Source organism: Halomonas sp. H33-56 (assembly GCF_040147035.1).
Lineage (GTDB): Bacteria > Pseudomonadota > Gammaproteobacteria > Pseudomonadales > Halomonadaceae > Halomonas > Halomonas litopenaei.
Map to the genome: position 1 here is coordinate 3,996,863 of NZ_JAMSHP010000001.1, position 19,573 is coordinate 4,016,435.

21 protein-coding genes are annotated in these 19,573 nt (G+C 65.4%); 5 read left to right on the forward strand and 16 right to left on the reverse strand.

Features of this window, described 5'->3' with window-relative positions; genetic code table 11:
• Nucleotides 1–92: 92 nt before the first annotated feature.
• The 14 genes from ald to radC form a co-directional block, all read right to left on the reverse strand.
• Complete coding sequence (gene ald / locus NFH98_RS17015; RefSeq protein ID WP_222516075.1) at nucleotides 93–1,208, reverse strand: alanine dehydrogenase; 1,116 nt, start codon at nucleotides 1,206–1,208, stop codon at nucleotides 93–95.
• A 213-nt stretch (nucleotides 1,209–1,421) separates the two neighbouring features.
• A complete protein-coding gene (locus NFH98_RS17020; RefSeq protein ID WP_349622975.1) occupies nucleotides 1,422–2,102 on the reverse strand; it encodes a response regulator transcription factor in 681 nt (226 codons plus the stop codon).
• The gene (locus NFH98_RS17025) at nucleotides 2,099–3,658 is read right to left on the reverse strand and encodes a sensor histidine kinase (RefSeq protein WP_222516077.1); all 1,560 of its coding nucleotides are present in this window, start codon (nucleotides 3,656–3,658) and stop codon (nucleotides 2,099–2,101) included. The genes NFH98_RS17020 and NFH98_RS17025 overlap by 4 nt, the downstream gene beginning before the upstream one ends.
• Nucleotides 3,655–5,265, reverse strand: coding sequence for an ABC transporter ATP-binding protein (locus tag NFH98_RS17030; RefSeq protein WP_222516078.1), 1,611 nt, complete (start codon nucleotides 5,263–5,265; stop codon nucleotides 3,655–3,657). The genes NFH98_RS17025 and NFH98_RS17030 overlap by 4 nt, the downstream gene beginning before the upstream one ends.
• Nucleotides 5,262–6,371, reverse strand: a complete 1,110-nt coding sequence (locus tag NFH98_RS17035) for a P-loop NTPase family protein (protein WP_222516079.1) — start codon at nucleotides 6,369–6,371, stop codon at nucleotides 5,262–5,264. The genes NFH98_RS17030 and NFH98_RS17035 overlap by 4 nt, the downstream gene beginning before the upstream one ends.
• Before the next feature lie 278 nt (nucleotides 6,372–6,649).
• Nucleotides 6,650–7,210 carry a gamma carbonic anhydrase family protein gene (locus NFH98_RS17040; protein WP_349622976.1) on the reverse strand — a complete coding sequence of 187 codons (561 nt, stop codon included), beginning with the start codon at nucleotides 7,208–7,210 and terminating at the stop codon, nucleotides 6,650–6,652.
• A 214-nt stretch (nucleotides 7,211–7,424) separates the two neighbouring features.
• Entirely contained in the window at nucleotides 7,425–7,847 is a 423-nt protein-coding gene (locus NFH98_RS17045; RefSeq protein ID WP_124803502.1) for a TraR/DksA C4-type zinc finger protein, read from the reverse strand.
• 418 nt (nucleotides 7,848–8,265) lie between these two features.
• Nucleotides 8,266–8,724 carry an acyl-CoA thioesterase gene (locus tag NFH98_RS17050; RefSeq protein ID WP_222516081.1) on the reverse strand — a complete coding sequence of 153 codons (459 nt, stop codon included), beginning with the start codon at nucleotides 8,722–8,724 and terminating at the stop codon, nucleotides 8,266–8,268.
• The gene (locus tag NFH98_RS17055; protein WP_108132274.1) at nucleotides 8,714–9,049 is read right to left on the reverse strand and encodes a putative signal transducing protein; all 336 of its coding nucleotides are present in this window, start codon (nucleotides 9,047–9,049) and stop codon (nucleotides 8,714–8,716) included. The genes NFH98_RS17050 and NFH98_RS17055 overlap by 11 nt, the downstream gene beginning before the upstream one ends.
• A gap of 178 nt (nucleotides 9,050–9,227) precedes the next feature.
• Nucleotides 9,228–10,418 (reverse strand): class I SAM-dependent rRNA methyltransferase, encoded by a 1,191-nt coding sequence (locus NFH98_RS17060; protein ID WP_045991285.1) that lies wholly within the window; start codon nucleotides 10,416–10,418, stop codon nucleotides 9,228–9,230.
• Between the two features lie 64 nt (nucleotides 10,419–10,482).
• Complete coding sequence (mutM, locus tag NFH98_RS17065; RefSeq protein ID WP_222516082.1) at nucleotides 10,483–11,403, reverse strand: bifunctional DNA-formamidopyrimidine glycosylase/DNA-(apurinic or apyrimidinic site) lyase; 921 nt, start codon at nucleotides 11,401–11,403, stop codon at nucleotides 10,483–10,485.
• 155 nt (nucleotides 11,404–11,558) lie between these two features.
• Nucleotides 11,559–11,714 (reverse strand): 50S ribosomal protein L33, encoded by a 156-nt coding sequence (gene rpmG / locus NFH98_RS17070; RefSeq protein WP_016856547.1) that lies wholly within the window; start codon nucleotides 11,712–11,714, stop codon nucleotides 11,559–11,561.
• Between the two features lie 112 nt (nucleotides 11,715–11,826).
• Entirely contained in the window at nucleotides 11,827–12,063 is a 237-nt protein-coding gene (rpmB, locus tag NFH98_RS17075; RefSeq protein WP_045991211.1) for a 50S ribosomal protein L28, read from the reverse strand.
• 398 nt (nucleotides 12,064–12,461) lie between these two features.
• Nucleotides 12,462–13,136 (reverse strand): RadC family protein, encoded by a 675-nt coding sequence (radC, locus tag NFH98_RS17080; RefSeq protein WP_124803508.1) that lies wholly within the window; start codon nucleotides 13,134–13,136, stop codon nucleotides 12,462–12,464.
• Nucleotides 13,137–13,416: 280 nt separating this feature from the next.
• Here radC and coaBC point away from each other — a divergent pair, with 280 nt between their 5' ends.
• The 5 genes from coaBC (at nucleotide 13,417) to slmA (ending at nucleotide 18,416) form a co-directional block, all read left to right on the forward strand.
• Entirely contained in the window at nucleotides 13,417–14,763 is a 1,347-nt protein-coding gene (gene coaBC / locus NFH98_RS17085) for a bifunctional phosphopantothenoylcysteine decarboxylase/phosphopantothenate--cysteine ligase CoaBC (protein ID WP_108132271.1), read from the forward strand.
• 60 nt (nucleotides 14,764–14,823) lie between these two features.
• Entirely contained in the window at nucleotides 14,824–15,291 is a 468-nt protein-coding gene (gene dut, locus NFH98_RS17090) for a dUTP diphosphatase (protein WP_045991213.1), read from the forward strand.
• Between the two features lie 59 nt (nucleotides 15,292–15,350).
• Complete coding sequence (locus tag NFH98_RS17095; protein WP_222516083.1) at nucleotides 15,351–16,733, forward strand: phosphomannomutase/phosphoglucomutase; 1,383 nt, start codon at nucleotides 15,351–15,353, stop codon at nucleotides 16,731–16,733.
• A gap of 21 nt (nucleotides 16,734–16,754) precedes the next feature.
• Entirely contained in the window at nucleotides 16,755–17,660 is a 906-nt protein-coding gene (argB, locus tag NFH98_RS17100; protein WP_045991215.1) for an acetylglutamate kinase, read from the forward strand.
• Nucleotides 17,661–17,807: 147 nt separating this feature from the next.
• A complete protein-coding gene (gene slmA, locus NFH98_RS17105; RefSeq protein ID WP_045991216.1) occupies nucleotides 17,808–18,416 on the forward strand; it encodes a nucleoid occlusion factor SlmA in 609 nt (202 codons plus the stop codon).
• A 132-nt stretch (nucleotides 18,417–18,548) separates the two neighbouring features.
• Here the strand turns inward: slmA and NFH98_RS17110 are convergent, their stop codons facing one another.
• Together NFH98_RS17110 and NFH98_RS17115 are read right to left on the reverse strand one after the other, a co-directional pair.
• Nucleotides 18,549–18,989 (reverse strand): VOC family protein, encoded by a 441-nt coding sequence (locus tag NFH98_RS17110; protein ID WP_124803516.1) that lies wholly within the window; start codon nucleotides 18,987–18,989, stop codon nucleotides 18,549–18,551.
• A 44-nt stretch (nucleotides 18,990–19,033) separates the two neighbouring features.
• On the reverse strand, nucleotides 19,034–19,486 hold the full coding sequence (locus NFH98_RS17115; RefSeq protein WP_349622977.1) for a DUF411 domain-containing protein: 453 nt from the start codon (nucleotides 19,484–19,486) through the stop codon (nucleotides 19,034–19,036).
• Between the last annotated feature and the right edge of the window lie 87 nt (nucleotides 19,487–19,573).

Consider the following 19,573-nt stretch of genomic DNA (forward strand, 5'->3'; position numbering starts at 1 on the left):
AGTATCGGCAAATGCCCGCTATGGTAACGCCAAGGCCTGTGGATGGCGACCGGGGCGACAGCGCCGCCCCGGCCGACCCTTGGCCAATCACATCAGCCGAGCACACTCTCCACGCTGGTCACCGGCAGCGAGAAGGCCTCCCCTACGGCTGCGTAGGTGAGCTGGCCGTCATGGACATTGAGACCGGCGGCGAAGTGACGATCCTCACCGAGCGCCCGACGCCAGCCCTTGTCGGCCAGCGCCACCACGAACGGCTGGGTGGCGTTGGTCAGGGCCTGGGTCGAGGTGCGCGCCACCGCACCCGGCATGTTGGCGACACAATAGTGCACGACGCCGTCCACCACGTAGGTCGGCTCGGCATGGGTGGTGGGCCTGGAGGTCTCGAAGCAGCCGCCCTGATCGATGGCTACGTCCACCAGCACCGCTCCCGGCTTCATTTCCGAGAGCATGGCGCGGTTGATCAGCTTGGGCGCCGCCGCCCCCGGGACCAGCACCGCCCCGATGATCAGGTCCGATTCGCGCACCGCTTCTTCCAGTGCATCGGCGCAGGAAAACACCGTCTTCATGCGCCCCTGGTAGCGATCATCCAGGGTCTCGAGGCGCGGGATCGACTTGTCCAGCACGCTGACATCGGCGCCCAGCCCCAGCGCCATGCGGGCGGCGTTCTCGCCGACCACGCCACCGCCGATCACGGTAACCTTGGCAGGCGGCACCCCAGGCACCCCGGGCAGCAATACACCCGCACCGCCCTGGGCCTTTTCGAGACTGTGGGCACCGGCCTGCACGGCCATGCGTCCGGCCACGGTGCTCATCGGCGCCAACAGGGGTAGTCCACCCTGAGGCGCGGTGATGGTCTCGTAGGCGATGCAGGTCGCGCCGCTGTCCAGAAGCCCCTTGGTCAGGGTTTCTTCGGCGGCCAGATGCAGGTAGGTGAACAGGGTGTGCTGGGGGCGCAGCCGGGCCACCTCTTCGGGCTGGGGCTCCTTGACCTTGAGGATCAACTCGGCGCCATCGAACAGCGCGTCCACGTCGGCCTCGATGGTGGCACCGGCAGCTTGATAGGCCTCGTCGGCAAAACCGGCGCCCTCACCCGCACCGGCCTGCACGACCACCGCGTGGCCACGCTCGGTCAGCTCCCGCGCACCACTAGGGGTCAGGGCGACGCGGTACTCATGGTTCTTGATTTCCTTGGGGACGGCGATCTGCATGGCGACTCTCCCATCGATTCGTACAACAGATTTTTTATCGTCACCCACAGTGAAGCACAGGAATTTTTTGCCAATAAACCCCCGACGAAAAAACGGAAAGATCAGAAAACTTCACCCTCAAAGACCTTTGAACTTTCTTCCCAGGCCCCTAAAAACAGCAAGACACACCAGGGCGTGAAGTTCTGCCCCGGAGGCACCCGATGGCAAAGAGCCTCACACGTCTTGAGCGTCGTAGCGGTATCCGGCGCCGCGGACCGTAGTGATGCGCGAGGCGTGGTCGCCGAGCTTGCGCCGAACCCGCCCCACGTAGACATCGACGGTATTGGTCATGGGGTCCTCGTTGAGCCCCCAGACCGCGTTGAGGATACGTTCACGGCTCATCACCCGCCCGGCATTGCCGAGCAATAGCGCCAGCAGATCGCGCTCCTTGGTCGATAACTCGACGACCTCACCCTCGACCTTCAGGCACAGCGCCTCGCGATCGAACTGCACCGGATCCTCCGCCTGAGCGCCCGGTGTCGCTCCTGCCCGTGCCCGGGCGCGTCGATGCAACGCCTCCATGCGCGCGATCAGCTCGTCGAAGGAAAAGGGCTTGCTCAGATAATCGTCGGCTCCCTTGCGAAGCCCCACGATCTTCTCATCGGTGGCATCCAGGGCCGTCAGCATCAGAATCGGGACCTCGTCGCCCCGTGCCCTGACTCGCGTGCACACCTCATGCCCGGACAGCCCCGGCAGCATGATGTCGAGCAGCACCACATCAAAACCGCCCTCCTTCAACAGCGACAAGACGGTTTCGCCATCACCGGCACGGGTGGCGGTCCACCCCTCGCCCTTGAGCCCGCGACACAGAAAGTCCGCGACCCTATCTTCGTCTTCCACTACCAGCACGTTCACGTCGTCGTGGACTCCTCGGCCATACCTGGCACATCGATGTAGACGATCAGCCCGCCTCCCGGTCGGTCCTCCAGACCGGCATCCCCTCCGTGGGCACGGGCGATGGCACGCACAATGGGCAGTCCCAGACCACTGCCCTCAGTGTAGTTGGTGGAGGCATTGGCACCGCGATAAAAGCGTTCGAACACCACCGCCTTGTCGACCGCCGATACCCCCCTGCCATCGTCCTCCACCGCGATTCGCCAGCCACCACCATGACGCCACAGGCGCACCACCACCCGGGGGCCCCCGTGGACCCGGGCATTCTGAAGAAGCGCCAGCACCGACTGGCGCAGCCGCAGGCGATCCACCTCCACGGGGGCAACGGTCACCTCGGTCTCAAGAGACACCAGCACCGATGACAGACTGATGACATCCTTGAGAAACTCGACCAGTTCGGTGGGTTGCGGTTGCAGGCGCAATTCGCCGCTCTCCTGGCGTGCGATGGTCAGCAGGTCGTCGATCAGAGCAGCAGTATGGCCGGCCGCCTCACGGGCACGACGCAACGCCTCGCGGTAGTCGTCCTCGTCGGGTTGGCGCGCGCGCAGTACCACGTCGCATTCGCCCTGGATGATGGTCAACGGTGTGCGCAGCTCGTGGCTGACATCGGCCAGCAGTCGACGCCGATGCCGTTCGGCCCGACGCGCTTCCTCCAGCAACCTTTCGAGTTCTCCGGTGCGATCCGCCACCGCCTCCTCCAGCGCGCTGTTCTGGCGCTCGAGCGCGCGCCGCTGGGAGTGCACGTCTGCACCCATCTGATTGAGCAGACGGCTGATGCGGCCTAATTCGTCACCGCCGGAGACCTTGATGGCATGACCGAAGGCACCCCCGTGCATACGCTCGACGCCCGCCATCAGCCTCTGAAAGCGCCGCGATACCCGCCAACGGTAGAACACCATGACCGCCACCGTCAGCACCACCGCCAGCAGCGCAAAACCGAGCGCCAGCCAGCGTGTCTGGCGGGCGCCCCGGGCCAGTTCCTCACGGGCTTCGCGCACCTCCTCGATCTCGCCCTCCAGGGCCACGTCCATCAGCTTGCGGAAGCGTTCATCAATGGCTTCATCGAGCAGCGCATAGAAACTCAACCAGCGGCTGACCGGATCGAGCTCCCGCTCCGAGTCGAGCAGCTCAGCGTAGCCGCGGATCACCTCGTCCAGCTGGTCCTCGAGCCTGGCCAGCAGTTCCAGCTCCTCGACTTCCTCGTCGCCTACCAGCTCGATCTCGGCGCCGATGATATCGCGGATCTCGCTGATATCCTGGCGCACCAGCTCCTGTAACCGGCGCTCCCCCTCACCACCGTCCTGATCACCGATCAGCAAGGCATCTGCGTACTGCTTGAACAGCCGATAGCTGTGGGTCGACAGATTCAGGTGTGCTTCGTAGGAGTGATGCGCCAGGTTCATGCGATCGCTCAACCAGGTACTGCGCTCGACGCTCCAGTAGGCCAACACCGCTCCGGTGCAGGCCATCGTCAGCAAGACCAGGGTATAGGCGGTTACCACACTGATGATTTTCATGACCCCAGTTTACTGTTCCCGCAGACGGAAGGCGTTTTCGGATGATCCATGTTCTCCGACAGGCGCAACAACATGCCGGCACCGCCGGTGACCGAATCAGGTAGATTGTGCACCAGGGTCGCCGGGCAGCGTGCGTCAAGCAGCGTGAACAGCTCGACGGCGTCCTTTAGCAGCGGCCACAGGTAACTGTCGACCACCACCAGATCAGGGCGCGACAGCAGCGCCTGGACCAGGGCTAACCGCAGGGACTCACCAGGGGTCAGGTTGTGCCCTGCTTCCTCGATCCGCCCATCCAGACCTCCCAGGCGAGCGATCGCAGGGCCCAGACCACACTCTCGCGCCACCCGGCCGATGTCGTCATCGTCGGGGCGCGCGGCGGCCCCCATGGTCAGCGCGCGGCGCAGGCTGCCCCTGAGCAAGGCGGGGCGATCACCGATACAGGCGATGGCCGGCTCGGTCGGCAAGCCGTCAAACCGCAGTCGCCCCGCCTCGGGTGCACGCCGCCGTGCCAGCACCGCCAGCACCCGCGACGCCAGGTCGGGATCATCGGTGGCGAGACACACCCGCTGGCCCGCGCGAATACGCAGATGCAGGGTGCAGCCACCCACCCGCAGGTGCTCCAGATCCAGCGGCACCGGCCGTCCACGTCGACGCACTCGCGGCAAGGCCTCGGTCCGCGCGAGCAGTGCCCGACACTTGTCGCGGGCGACACACCAGGCGCTGTAGCGATCCCATACGCCGATACATTCGCGCACAGGTACCACCAGGATCGCCAGCACCGACAGTGCCGCGGCGGCGTCCGCCGCCGCCAGACCAAAGCGCGCCGTAGCCCACAGCACCGCCGCTCCACCAAGCCCCAGAGAAGCGTTGGGCAGCGCACGCAGCAGCGATACCCGACGTACGCGACGCACGGCGTCCTCGGCACTGCGACGTCCCTTGCGCTCCAGGCTGGCGATTTCACGGGGCAGGCGATTCATCAACGCCAGCTCGCGGGCGATGGGAATCCGCTCCATCGCGGCAATGGCCACCCCGGCACGCCGCCTTCGCAGATCCCGATGCAGGCGGCCCAGCGCCAGACCCAGCCCGGCGGCCAGCGCCACGGCGACGAAGATGGGTAGCATGCCGGCCAGCGCCAGGACGGGATCGATCAGCCACAGGCACAGCGCCGCCATGGGAAAGACCACCGCCGCAGACACCAGCCGAGTGATGCCCATGCCGACCCAACCCCGGGCCGCCGTCAGGTCACCGACAAAGCGCAGCGACAGCCCTCCGAGGCGACGACCGGCAGGCTCGGCACCGAGGGCAGCGATGGCGCGGAAGACGACGCTGCGAAGCTCCACCGCGTAGCTCTGGCCGATGGCCTCGCCCCGGACCCTGGCCAGTGCCTGGCAGGCAGCGATCACCAGCGCTGCCGCTGCCAGTATCAGCAGCGAGGTCAGCGGCAGCTGGGAGGAGGTCGAGCCGGACGTCGAACGCAGTGCGACGAAGACATCGCGGGTGGCGAAGGCCGTGGCCATCATCAGCCCAGCCTGGATGATCCCCAAGCCCACCACCAGCGCGATATGCCTGCCTCTGCCATGCCCCGAGAGTTCGGGAAGCTCGCTCATGCGGCGGCACCCGTGGCAAGCCGGTTATCCTCTGTCAGGTCCTTGAGCATGGTCTGACCGAGACGCCTTCTGATGATTGGCGCCACCAGCCTCGATACGGCCTCGGGGTCGCACAGCGCCTCACGCTTGACCACCGGCAGCCCGGTTTCGCCGCTGGCTTCACGGCTACCGAGCGCCGACAGACTGACCATCCCCGCCAGGGCAAAGGGCGTTTGACCATGACGTTTGAGCACCGACACACCCCCGACCGCACCCAGCGCATCCGGAGCCGCGAACAAGATACCGTCCAGGCGCTCGATGATGGTGGAATCCGCCAGGATGGCAGCGGTCTCGTCCTGGAACACCCCGTCAGCGATTTCCACCACCACCACCTCGGCACCGCGCGCCGCCGCGCCACCGACCAGCGCCTCGAAGCCACGTTCGATGCGCTCGAGCGGACAGCGGAAGGTCGACGCCATGCCGGCATCGGTAAAGTCACTGACGGCCACCGAGGCGTCGGCGAAGGCGTTGAAGTCACCAAAGGCGCCGGTGCCGGTGGCCTTGACCCCCTCCACCGCAAAGCCCGCACGTTGGAGGCCGTGGGCCAGGCTCACCGCCGCCGTAGTCTTGCCGGCATTCATCGAAGCGCCGAACACCCCAAGCACCACTATGTCATCGGGGATACGCGAATCTGCGATGGCATAGCGGTCAATATTGATCACCTCGCCATGAAGGTCGGCGAGAAAACCCAGCGGACGCAACTGAGTGGGGCGAGCCATCCTGGCATGTGCCGCCTCGACCTTGCCGGCGATGCCGCCACCGGCCAGCAGATCCATACGCACATCCACCTCAGCGCGGCCCATGAATTGATCCGGTGCGTAGCGATCGCCCACACACAGCACCAGCAGATCACCGGGATAGCTCTCGCTGGGACGGCCGCAGGCCAATTGGACCCGCTTGTGCTGCCCGACCTGGAGGACTTCACACAGGATCAGGTCACCGGCGCGCACTGGATGGTCGAGACTGACCAGGGAACGGACGTCATCGCGCCTGGCGCGGCGGGTGGTAAAGGCCCACTTGGCGGTGGCGGGGACGGCGAAGGGAGTCACGGCAGCGGCACAGGTCATGGCGGTAATCCTCTGGGATGAAGGCACATCCCGAGGCTACCGTGGGCCGCTCGTTGCATCCTGTCAGGCGAGTGAGCGCGGCATTAAGCCCACATGAACACAAGCTGACAAGGCGTGAAAAAACGCGTAGCGGATTGGCGACAGCGAACAACCGTCGCCTACAAAGGGTGATAACCCCCTCCTTCGCCTTGCATCAGGCGCACAAGCGCTTGCGGTTGCCAAACCTCCCGTCTCGCCGCCCGGAGGCCATCCGCCTATCCTCGAACCAGGGCGCCGGGCTAGAAAGAGTTCTGGATCTGCCTATACCCTTCCACCAGGCTATTGTTGGTGCGGGCCACGTCTTCGGAAAACGCTGAATCCTGGACCGTTACTCGGGACAGGGTGTCCAGATCGGTCCCGGGGCCAATGCGCTCGGTGGACGGCACATAGAAGTCGTCGGGAAGGTCGCAACCATCTACCACGGCGTTATGGCGCACCACCGCGCCCTTGCCGATAGTGCAGTTGAACAGCACGCTGTTGAAACCGATAAAGGCGCTCTCTCCGACCACGCAGGGACCGTGCACGATGGCGCGATGCGCAATCGACGTGCGTGCACCAATGATCACCGCCGCGCCGGACTTGGAGTGGATGACGACGCCGTCCTGGATATTGGAGTGGGCGCCGATGATCATCGGCTCCATCTTGCCATCGGCATCGACCTCATCGGCACGAATGACCGCGTAGGGGCCGATGAAGACGTTCTCCTCGACGATCACCCGCCCACAGAGAATGGCCGTGGGATCGACAAAGGCGCCGGGGTGGACAACCGGCAAATCACCGTAGGGATTCTTGCGAATCATTCATGCTTCCTTGGTTGTGATTCCTGCGAATCAGATAGTAATCGTCGCCCGGCGTAGTCGGCATGGGCGAATCTTGATGCGACATACGCCACCGCCTTCGCTGAGCCGGTTGGATCATCCGTGGACAAGCCCACCGAGCAGGCACTCGTCCGGACTCAGCATCGCCCTTGGGGCGGCCATCACGGTCACAAGCGGTGGATGCTTACCGGCGCCGCTACTTCCGCGTCCTGGCGAAGTGATGTTCTCTCTGTTCCTGGCGCTGCTTGGCTTCGAGGCACAAGCGCGCCGTGGGCCGGTGCAACAGCCGGGGAAGTCCGATGGGAACGCCGGTCTCCTCGCAGTAGCCGTACTCACCCGTCTCGACGCGCTTCAAGGCGCTGGCAATATTGGCCAGCAAGCGGGTTTCCCTGTCGGCCTGGCGAAGCTGCAGCTGAAGCTCTTCCTCCTGGGCTGCCTGGTCCAGATCGTCGCTCGACCTTTCTCGAGCCGACATGCGCAGGCGAACCTCCTGCAGTCGCTCCTCGACCAGCGCCCGTTCCTGCAGCAATCGGCATCGAAAGAACGCCAGTTGCTCACCGTTCATGTAGTCGTCGTCCGGCATCTCGAGAAGATGCGCTGCGTCATCCATCGTTGGCATCTCACCGCTCCTCCCGCCGCGCCGATTGCACAAGGCGTCTGAGACCATCACACTCGCACAAAATGTTATGTTATAACATATCTGTTAAGTGGCACAACACACCCGCAAATCTTGACTCCCAGGGCCACCTCGCTGAGGCGGTCGTTGACCACGTCGCCGTCCACGGCCACCAGGCTGACCCTCCCGCCTCTACCTCGTGGTCCAAAGTGCTGCAGTTCTTCCATGAACCCAGGGAGTCTTTAGACGCATTCAGGAACAAAGTGCGACCTATCACACCCAGGGTCAGGACAAAAAAGCTGCCAGTATTGAGATTCGCCAACTCGACACCCAGGGTGCCAGAAAATTGCCGGAAGGGGCGGAGGCCAGCTGTGTACGCTCAGGTCTGTGTGGTCAGGTCCCTGTCGTCAGGACGTTATCGTCAGCTTTCCGCGACCAGGGCGCCGCCGTAGGCGCTGACGAATTCGGGAGGAAGACGGCGGGGACGGCCGCTTGAGAGAGCGATGCAGGCGTAGCGGGTACGTGCACGCAGCAGGGTGACACCATCCTGCGGGCGTATCAGTTGAAAGCGGCGGGTCAGGGTCAGGCGCGAGTCGCAGGCGACGATCCAGGTGGCCATGGCCAGGCGTTCGCCCTCGAAACCCGGCGCCAGATAGTCGAGTTCGTGACGGTGCACCGCCATGGCGCGATCCAGCGCCCGGTAGTGTTCCAGGGTCAGACCCAGCTGGCCGGAGTGCTCCCAGCTGGCCTGTTCCACCCAGCGCAGGTACTGGGCGTTGTTGACGTGGCCGTAGTGGTCGATGGCCTCGGGCGCCACCAGGATGTCGATCACGAAGGGCCGGGGCAGATCCCAGTCGAAGGCACCCTGTTCAGCGGTCATGATCGTCCTCCTTGCGGCCACCGCAGTTCCAGCAGGTATCGAAGGCCCCTTCGAGCTCCTCGCCGCAGGCCCGGCAGCGCCAGGCGCTGTCCGGCGCTGGCTCCTCGAGCGCCTGTTTCACCAGCGCTTCGGCTCGCTCACGGTTGTGCTCGGCGACCCACACCTGGGGCTCGCACTCCAGCGGCGGCAGCTCCCCGGCGCCACCGCCGAGGGTCATGTTGCGCAGTTCGCAGGGGATCCCGGCGGCGTCGAGCAGGTTGCGCACGTGGCCCACCAGCAGGGCGTTGCCGTGGGCAAAGATCAGGGTCCAGGGAACCTCGGTCATGGTGTCTTCCTTGGCGCGGGCTTGCCCAGGCACGATGTGACACTTCCATCGCCCGAGGCAAGCCCCTGCGCCTTTTTCGGCCCAGCTAGTTCGGCCCAGCTAGTTCGGCCCAGCGTGTTCAGCCACGGCGAGTCACGTCGCGCCTATCTAGCTCATGCCTTGTTCAATCGCGCCTTGCTCAGTCGCGAAAGACGCGCACACCGAGCGCCTTGAGGTAGGCGGTTTCGGGAATCGCCGGGTGCACCGGGTGATCAGGTCCCTGGTGGCCCTGGAAAAGGATCTGTCCCTGTCGATCCTGGTGACGTACCGCACCGCGCACCACGTCGACCAGGCGATCCTGTGCCAGGTGCATGGAGCAGGAGGCGGACAGCAGCAGGCCGTCGCGGCCCAGCAGGCGCATGGCGTCGCGATTGAGTCGGGCGTAGGCACGCTCGCCGTTGGCGATATCCTTGCGCCTCTTGATGAAGGCCGGCGGATCGAGCACGATCACGTCGAACTTCTCGCCGTCGGCCTTGAGCGCCGCCAGCGCCTCGAAGGCGTCGCCGTGACCCACAGCGACCCGCTCGTGCTGGCCGTTGAGCGCGGCGTTCTCGGCGACGCGATCCAGCGCCGACTCGCTGGCATCCACGCACAGCACTTCGCTGGCGCCATGGGCCGCCGCCTGCACGCCCCAGCCACCGACGTAGCTGAACAGGTCCAGCACCCGCTTGCCGGCCACCCGCTGATTGAGCCAGGCGCGATTGATGCGGTGGTCGTAGAACCAGCCGGTCTTCTGGCCGTCGAGCACGGGGGCGGCGAACTGCACGCCGTTCTCTTCCAGCAGCACCTGCTCCGGCAGCTCGCCCTTGACCACCTCTACCACCTCGCTGAGGCCTTCCTGACGACGACCACTGGTGTCGTTGCGCAGCACCACACAGGCAGGGGACAGCACCTTGTCGAGTGCGTCGAGCAGCTCGTCCTTCACCGCTTCCATGCCGGCGGTGTTGAGCTGGACTACCAGCACCTCGGCGTAGCGGTCGATGACTAGCCCCGGCAGCAGATCGGCCTCGCCATGGACCAGGCGGTAGAAGGGCTTGTCGAACAGGCTCTGGCGCAGCGCCAGGGCCTGATTCAGGCGATGTACCAGCAGCGAGCGATCCAGCCGCATGCTCGGGTCACGCGAGACGATGCGGGCGCAGATCAGCGAGTTGGGATTGACGTAGGCCAGACCCATGGGCTTGCCATTGGCGGCCTCGACGATGACCTGCTCACCGACTTCGAGCCCCTTGAGCGGCGTCTCGGCGATGTCGATCTCGTTGGAATACAGCCACAGGTGGCCGGACTTGAGGCGACGATCGGCGTTCTTTTTCAGGCGCAGCGGACGAGTCACGGTGATCACTCTCTCTACGGAAACTACATGAATAATTGGGCGAGCCCTTCAAGCATCGACAGGACTAACGTTGGCAACGAGGGCAAAAGACACTGGCACGCTGCCCCAGGGTCACGTGCTTCAGCTCACCGCCACATCGGCGGCAGGGTGCGCCGGCACGCCCATAGACGTTGAGGCGCTGGGCGAAGTAGCCGGGTTCGCCGGTGCCGCTGACGAAGTCGCGCAGGGTGGTGCCGCCCTGGGTGATGGCCGCGGCCAGCACCTCCTTGGCGGCGGCGGCCAGGCGATCGTAGCGCTCGCGTCCGATGCGACCGGCCGCGCGGCGCGGATCGATACCGGCCAGAAACAGCGCTTCGCTGGCGTAGATATTACCCACCCCGACGACCACGGCATTGTCCATCAAGAACGGCTTCACCGCCGCCTGGCGCCCCCGCGACAGGGCGTACAGCCGGGCGCCGTCGAAGGCCTGCGACAACGGCTCGGGGCCTAGCCGCGACAAGCGGGTATCGTGGGCCTCGTCGTCCCGGAGCCAATCGACGAAGCCGAAACGACGCGGGTCGTGATAGCGCAGGATGACGCCGTCCTCGAGCACCAGGTCCACATGGTCGTGCTTCCTGGGCAGCTCACCGAGGCGGGCAATACGCAGGCTACCGGACATGCCCAGGTGCCACAGCAGGGTGCCCTTTTCGCGCACTCCGCCGCCGTCGTCCGACCGGGACGCGGCCGTACAGGTACCCTCGGTGCTGGCGACCGTCTCGCCGTTCTCGACGCTTTCACCGCCCTCGCCCGACAGCACCGGCAGCAGCAGGTACTTGGCGCGACGGCGAATCTCGCCGAGGCGGGCGCCGATCAGACGATCGGCGAGATCCTCAGGCACCGGCACCCGCAGGCGCGACTGGCGCACCAGCACCTCACGGATCTCGCGCCCTTGTACATGGGGGGCGATGCCGCGCCGGGTGGTCTCGACTTCGGGAAGCTCGGGCATGGCACACCTGGGGCCTGAGGTTAGAGCGGCGAGCAGCGAGCGACATCACGCCATCGCCCGGGGCCGCTGACAGGGACATACGCAAGAACCCGACCTCGGGGCCGGGTTCTCGGTGACAGGCGACAACTCGCCTGCGGTGGAAGCGAGATCAAGCCTTACTTGATCTTGGCTTCCTTGTACATCACGTGCTTGCGAACCACCGGATCGAACTTCTTCATTTCCATCTTGTCCGGAGTGTTACGCTTGTTCTTGTCGGTGGTGTAGAAGTGGCCGGTACCGGCGCTGGACACCAGACGAATCTTGTCACGCATGAGACTTCTCCCAGTTTGCCGCCTGGTACGCGTCGTGCACACCAGGCCAGTCATTCAAGTCGGCGGAGGCCGTTCGCTCAGGCGAACCAGTGGGCTCCCGAGGACGTCATCCTTAGATGGCGTCGCCGCGCTTACGGATATCGCTGAGCACCTCTTCGATGCCCTTCTTGTCGATGATGCGCATGCCCTTGGAGGAAACACGCAGGGTCACGAAACGCTTTTCGGACTCGACCCAGAAGCGATGGCTGTGAAGGTTCGGCAAGAAACGACGACGGGTCTTGCGCTGGGAGTGTGAAACGTTGTTACCAGTCACCGGGCGCTTGCCGGTAACCTGACATACTTTGGACATGAGAGCCTCCAACCGCGTGGCGAGTTGTTCAAAACCTGTCGGGCAAACCGGGAAGGGCGAGAACCGAAGGGATGTGTCGCAGACTGGCCGCGCGGTGCCGGCGAAAGTCCGCATTCATCATGCCCTCAGCAACCTCGAGCCCTGTCATGAGCCCCGTGCTTTTGACCCAAGGGAATTCAAAGGGTGCACTTTATACCAGACCCTGCCTCCATGGGCAAGGGATACACCAACGTTCGCCAGGTCGCTCGCTCACGGCCCGTGTCGAGGTGCTCGAAACGGCTCCGCTGCGTCGACGGCGATGACGTGACGTGTTCGGGTAGAGAGTCGCCCGGCCAGGACGCGATAGGATCGAGACGATCCTCGCCCCGCCTGGGCCAGCTCTCTTTGCGCGCGGCGCATTATACCCAACCTCGCTCGGCAAATGACACCACTTCTGCGTCTCCCACCACAAAATGATCCAGTACACGGATATCGAACAGGCCCAGCGCCTCTTTCAGGCGATCGGTGATACGCCGGTCGGCATCACTGGGCTCGGCCACCCCGGAGGGATGGTTGTGGCACAGGATCAAGGCGCCCGCCCCCAGCGCCAGGGCACGTTTGGCCACCTCACGTGGGTACACCGAGGCGCTGTCCAGGGTGCCGCGAAACAGCACCTCGAAGCGGATCACCCGATGCTGGGCGTCGAGAAACAGTGCGGCGAAGGCCTCGTGGTCCAGATGACGAAGCTGAGCGGAAAGAAAGGTCCTGACCCGCGCGGGAGAATTCAGCGCCTGACCCCGCTCCAGATAGCTCGCCAGATGACGGCGCGACATCTCCTGGGCGGCCTGCAGCTGAACGAAGGTGGCAAGCCCCAGGCCACGCTGGGCACAGACCTCCTGCTGATGCGCCTCGAGCAGGGCACGCAGTCCGCCGAAGGCACCCAGTACGTCCCGTGCCAGGTCCACCGCGGAGCGTCCTGCCACCCCGACCCGCAGCACAATCGCCAGCAGCTCGGCGTCGGATAGCGCGGTGGGCCCCAGCGTCAGCAGCTTCTCGCGAGGGCGCTCGCCCTCTGGCCAGTCTCGTATCGACATCCCTGTCTCCTGCTCCGTTGCTCTCGTCACACCCTGTCGTCACATCCTCTCGACACGCTCTGTCATCACACCCTCTTCTCACACGCAGCCGCCACATCCTGTCGTCACACCCTCTTCTCACACACTCTTGTCACATCCTCCCCTCACGCCCTGTCGGCGAGCGCCGACATACCCGTTGAGTCTAGTGCGGTCTGCCTGATCTGGAGCCAGGGTGCGCGGCTACGCATGATCCGGTACCGGTGGTAAGGTAGAGGGCTGACTCTGGCTGCGGACTTTTTTCATGTTGCACGCTCCCTCCTCTTCCGGTTGCGGCCTGACCGGCTCAGGCCCCGGCGGCCTGCGCCCCGGGCAGCGGGTTGTGCTGGGCATCAGCGCCGGTATTGCCGCCTACAAGAGCGCCTCTCTGGCCCGACTGCTGGTGCAGGCGGGCTGCGAGGTGCAGGTAGTGATGACAGAGGGAGCCCAGGCCTTCATCACGCCGCTGACGCTGCAGGCGCTGACCGGACGCGCGGTACGCACCTCGCTGCTGGACCCCGACGCCGAGCTCGGCATGGGGCATATCGAACTCGCCCGCTGGGCCGACCTTATTCTGATCGCCCCCGCCACCGCCGACCTGATGGCGCGCCTGGCCCAGGGCATGGCCGACGATCTGTTGACCACCGCTTGCCTGGCCAGCGACGCCCGGCGGATGCTGGCCCCGGCGATGAACCAGGCCATGTGGCGCCATCCGGCGACCCAGCGCAACGCCGCCCGGCTGGTCGAGGATGGCTGGGCCCTGCTGGGCCCCGACCAGGGCGACCAGGCCTGTGGCGACGTCGGCCCGGGACGCATGATGGAACCGGAGGCCATTCTCGGCGCCCTGCTGGATGCCGGCTCTCCCTCCACGCCCCGGACAGCGACAGGCGTCGTGGGAGAGAAAGGCGAAGCAGTGCCCCCGGACGCAGACCTTCATGTGGTGATCACCGCCGGCCCCACCCGGGAGCCGCTGGATCCGGTGCGCTACCTGTCCAATCACAGCTCCGGCAAGATGGGTTTCGCCCTGGCGGAAGCGGCCCGGGACAGTGGCGCCCGTGTCACCCTGATCGCCGGCCCCGTCAGTCTGCCGACGCCCCCGGGCGTTGCCCGCCACGACATAGAAACCGCGGAAGAACTGCTCGCCGCAGCCGAAGGGCTGATGGATGGCTGCGACATCTTCATCGGCTGCGCGGCGGTGGCGGACTATCGCGCCGAGGCTCCGGCCGAACACAAGATAAAGAAGCGCGATGACGACGACGGTCTTACCCTGAAGCTGGTCAAGAACCCCGACATCATCGCCACCCTGGCTGCCCGCGATCCGCGTCCGCTGATGGTCGGCTTCGCCGCCGAGACCCGCGACGTGGTGCGCTACGCCGAGGGCAAGCTCGCGCGCAAGGGGCTCGACATGATCGTCGCCAACGACGTCTCCCGGGAGGGACTCGGCTTCGGCTCGGACCGCAATGCCGCAACCCTGGTGTGGCGCGACGGCGAGTCTCTCGCCCGCCGCGAAGAGACCGACCAGGACAAGGCCAGCCTGGCCCAGGCCATCATCGCCCAGGCCCGAGCCTGCCTCGAGGCGCGACGTCAGACGGTGCGGCCGAACCCGCGCTGAGCCACGACACCACTTATTTATCAGGAAGCCTGTCTGGCTGCCCAAGACCAAGGACCTTTCATGCACGACACTGCCTCCCGCCCTCGCCTCGCCGTCAAGATCCTCGATGAACGGATCAAGGAGCGCATGCCCCGCTACGCCACCGACGGCTCGGCCGGGATGGACCTTCACGCCCTGCTCGACGCGCCGCTGACGCTGGCCCCCGGGGATTGCGAACTGGTCCGCACCGGGCTCTCGATCCATATCGCCGATCCGGGCCTGGCCGGCATGATCCTGCCCCGCTCGGGGCTTGGCCACAAACACGGCATCGTGCTCGGCAACCTGGTCGGCCTGATCGACTCCGACTACCAGGGCGAACTGATGGTGTCGGTGTGGAACCGATCGACCACCGCCTTCACCCTCGAGCCCTTCGAACGTCTGGCCCAGTACGTGCTGGTGCCGGTGGTCCAGGCCGAGCTGGAAGTGGTCGAGGACTTTTCCGAGAGCCTTCGCGGCGGCGGCGGTTTCGGCAGCTCCGGCCGCCACTGACGCCCCAGGTTCGACTACCCGTTCATTCAAGCGCCACGTCAAAAGGACAGGACCCTCACATGACTCAAGTCCCCTCCACGATCTTTCGTGCCTACGATATTCGAGGCGTCGTCGACGAGACCCTGACCGAAGCCGGGGTCGAGGCGATCGGCCAGGCCATCGGCAGCGAAGCCCAGGCCCGCGGCGAATCCCGTGTGGTGGTGGCCCGCGACGGGCGACTCTCCGGCCCGCGCCTGATCAAGGCCCTGACCCGCGGCCTCACCGCCAGCGGCTGTGACGTGGTCGACATCGGCATGGTGCCGACGCCGGTGCTGTACTTTGCCACCCACACCCTGGAAGGCACCCGCTCCGGGGTCATGCTGACCGGCAGCCACAACCCGCCGGACTACAACGGCCTGAAGATGGTGCTGGGGGGCGAGACGCTCTCTGGCGAGGCGATCACCGCGCTCTACACTCGCCTTCAGAACGGCGATCTGCGCGAAGGCCAGGGCCAGGTGTCCGAGCACGATGTGCGTGACGCCTACCTGAAGCGCATCCTCGACGACGTCTCGCTGTCGGGCTCGATCAAGGCGGTGGTGGACTGCGGCAACGGTGTGGCCGGTGAACTGGGCCCGCGCCTGGTCGAACAGCTCGGTGCCGACACCGTGCCGCTGTTCGAGGACATCGACGGCAACTTCCCCAACCACCACCCGGACCCCGGCAAGCCGGAGAACCTCAAGGACCTGATCCACGCGGTGGCCGAGCACGGCGCCGACATCGGTCTGGCCTTCGACGGTGACGGCGACCGCCTCGGCGTGATCACCCCCAAGGGGCGCCTGATCTACCCCGACCACCTGCTGATGGCGTTCGCCGAGGACATGCTCAGTCGCAATCCGGACGCCCGGGTGATCTTCGACGTCAAGTGCACCGGCAAGCTGATCGAGGTGATCGAGAAGGCCGGCGGCACGCCGGAGATGTGGCGCACCGGCCACTCCCTGATCAAGGCACGGATGAAGGAAACCGGCGCCCTGCTGGCCGGCGAGATGAGCGGCCACATCTTCTTCAAGGAACGCTGGTACGGCTTCGACGACGGCCTTTATGGTGCCGCCCGCCTGCTCGAGATCCTGTCGCGCTTCGACGGCGACGCCGACACCTTCTTCGATCGCTATCCGCAGAACCTGAGCACCCCGGAGATCAACATCGAGGTCACCGACGAGACCAAGTTCGACCTGGTCGCGCGCCTGGCCCGGGAAGGTGACTTCGGTGACGAGGGTGTCAAGACCACCCTGGACGGCATCCGCGTGGACTACCCGGATGGCTGGGGTCTGTGCCGCGCGTCCAATACCACGCCGATGCTGGTGCTGCGCTTCGAGGGTAACGACGCCGCCGCGCTGGAGCGCATTCGCACGCGCTTTGCCGAGGCGCTGGCCGACGTGGACGCCTCGCTCACCCTACCCAACTGACGTGCAGGAGACATGACGCCCATGAGCGAACAGGCACGCGATCCGCGCCTGGTGGTGGAGGTCCTCTCCGAGGCCCTCCCCTATATCCAGAAATTTTCCGGCAAGACCGTGGTGGTCAAGTATGGCGGCAACGCCATGACCGAGGACGCCCTGATCGACTCCTTCGCCCGGGACATGGTGCTGATGAAGGAAGTCGGCATCAATCCGGTGGTGGTCCACGGCGGCGGCCCGCAGATCGGTGATCTGCTGGCCAAGCTCAACATCGAGTCGCGCTTTGTCGGTGGCATGCGTGTCACCGACGCCGAGACCATGGACGTGGTCGAGATGGTGCTCGGCGGACTGGTCAACAAGGATATCGTCAACCAGATCAATCAGTGCGGCGGCAAGGCCATCGGCCTGACCGGCAAGGATGGCGCCCAGATCCGCGCGCGCCAGCTCAAGGTCGAGCACCAGAGCCCGGAAATGACGGCGCCCGAGATCATCGACATCGGCCATGTGGGCGAAGTGGAACACGTCTCCACCGACCTGATCGAGATGCTCGCCGCCCGGGATTTCATTCCCGTGATCGCCCCTATCGGGGTCGACGGCGAGGGTCGCAGCTACAATATCAATGCGGATCTGGTGGCCGGCAAGGTGGCCGAGGCACTCGGCGCCGAGAAGCTGATGCTGCTGACCAACGTGGCCGGGTTGATGAACCGCGACGGTGAGGTGATGACGGGACTTTCCACCGCTCAGGTCGACGAATTGATCGCCGACGGCACCATTCACGGTGGTATGCTGCCGAAGATCCGCTGTGCCCTCGACGCGGTCAAGGACGGGGTCGTCAGCGCCCATATCGTCGATGGCCGGGTGCCCCATGCCACCCTGCTGGAGATCTTTACCAACGCGGGTGTCGGTACCCTGATCACCAACGAATCGCCCAACTGAAGCACCCGTACCAGGGCGATACGAAAGCGACACGATAACGACACGATAGCGACGCAAGGAAGTGCGAACCGGGCACAAGCTCCGGACGCAAGGGAACTCGCCCGCCGGCGCCCCGGCGGGCCATCAACGACAAAAGAATTCGATATCATGACGCAGGAAAAGACCCCAAGTCGGCGGGACCAGATACTGCAGGCGCTGGCCCTGATGCTGGAAGAAGACAGCGGCAAGCGCATCACCATCGCCGCCCTGGCGCGCCAGGTCGGCGTCTCGGAGGCAGCGCTCTACCGCCACTTCCCGAGCAAGGCCAGGATGTACGAGGGCCTGATCAGCTTTATCGAGGAGACCCTGTTCGAGCGCATCACGCGCATCCTCGACGAGCAGCAGGAGGCGCTGCCGCGCTGCCATCAGATCATGACCCTGGTGCTGGCCTTCACCGAAAAGAACCCGGGCCTGTCGCGGCTGTTGGGCGGCGACGTACTGACCGGCGAGACGGCGCGACTGAGGCAGCGTATCCACCAGTTGTTCGAGCGGCTGGATACCCAGTTCAAGCAGGTACTACGCGAGGCGGAGCTGCGCGAGGGTCGCCGGCTGGCGATGCCGGCCAGCGCCGGCGCCAACCTGCTGACCGCCCAGATCGAGGGACGCATCGCCCAGTACGTGCGCAGCGACTACCGCCACCGCCCCACCGAGCACTGGGAAGACCAGTGGCCGGCACTGTCGTCACACCTGCTGAGAGACAGCGCCATCCCCGCCTGAGCAAACGACGCCCGCGCGGCGGGTCACGTGGCAAGCTGCAAGACAAGGCGTCGATGGGGGAGTCGGCTCCCCCATCCCTTCGCGCCCCTTCGGCGCCGCTCGCTGGCACGATCGACAGCGGCCCTTCGCTCGCTACCAGCTGCCGGTGTTCTCCATCGAGGCCCAGGGCTCGGCGGGTTCCAGGGCGTCGCCCTTCTGCAGCAATTCCACTGAAATGCCGTCCGGACTCCTGACGAAGGCCATATGGCCGTCGCGGGGGGGCCGGTTGATGGTCACACCGTTGTCCATGAGCTTCTGACACAGGGCGTAGATGTCATCGACGCGATAGGCCAGGTGGCCAAAGTTGCGTCCGCCCTGGTACTCCTCCGGGTCCCAGTTCCAGGTCAGCTCGAGCTCCGGCGCGTTGAGCTGGCTTGAGCGCTCCTCGTCCTCTGGCGCCACCAGGAACACCAGGGTAAAGCGTCCCTTGTCGTTGTCCTTGCGACGCACCTCCTTGAGGCCCAGCAGGTCGCAATAGAAGTGCAGAGAGGCGTCGAGGTCGCTGACACGCACCATGGTGTGTAGAAATTGCATTCGGGTCTCCTCGGGGTTCAGGGGGCCGCGTCTGCTGCGCGGGCTCAGGGGTAACGGGCCACTACCATGGCGCGCGCATCGTCGACTGTAAAGCCAAGCACCGCGTAGTCATCGAGGCGACCGGTCTCCATCCCGGGCGAGCCATGGGGCATGCCGGGCACCGCCAGACCATCGATGTCCGGGGACGTCTCCAGCAACCAGGCCACCTGTTCGGCGGGGACATGGCCCTCGATCAGGTAGCGCCTGCCGTCTTCATTGGTCAGGGTAGCGGTATGACAGGACGCCAACGCCTGGGGAACTCCCAGGTGCTGCTTGACCGCCGCCATGTCGGGGCTATCGTGAAGACGCACCTCGAAGCCGGCCTCACGCATATGCTCGGCCCAGGCGCTGCAGCAGCCGCAGTGAGGATCCTTGTGCATGTCCAGGCCGGCGGCCAGTGCAAGCGGGCTGAAGACACCCATGAGAACGGCACCCAGGGCGCGAGAAAGACGTGTCATCGCGTATGATCTCCTGACGGGAAAAAGAGAAGGACAGGCCTCAGGATCGCAGAATCGCGCCATCAAGGGTATGCCGAGTCGGTACCC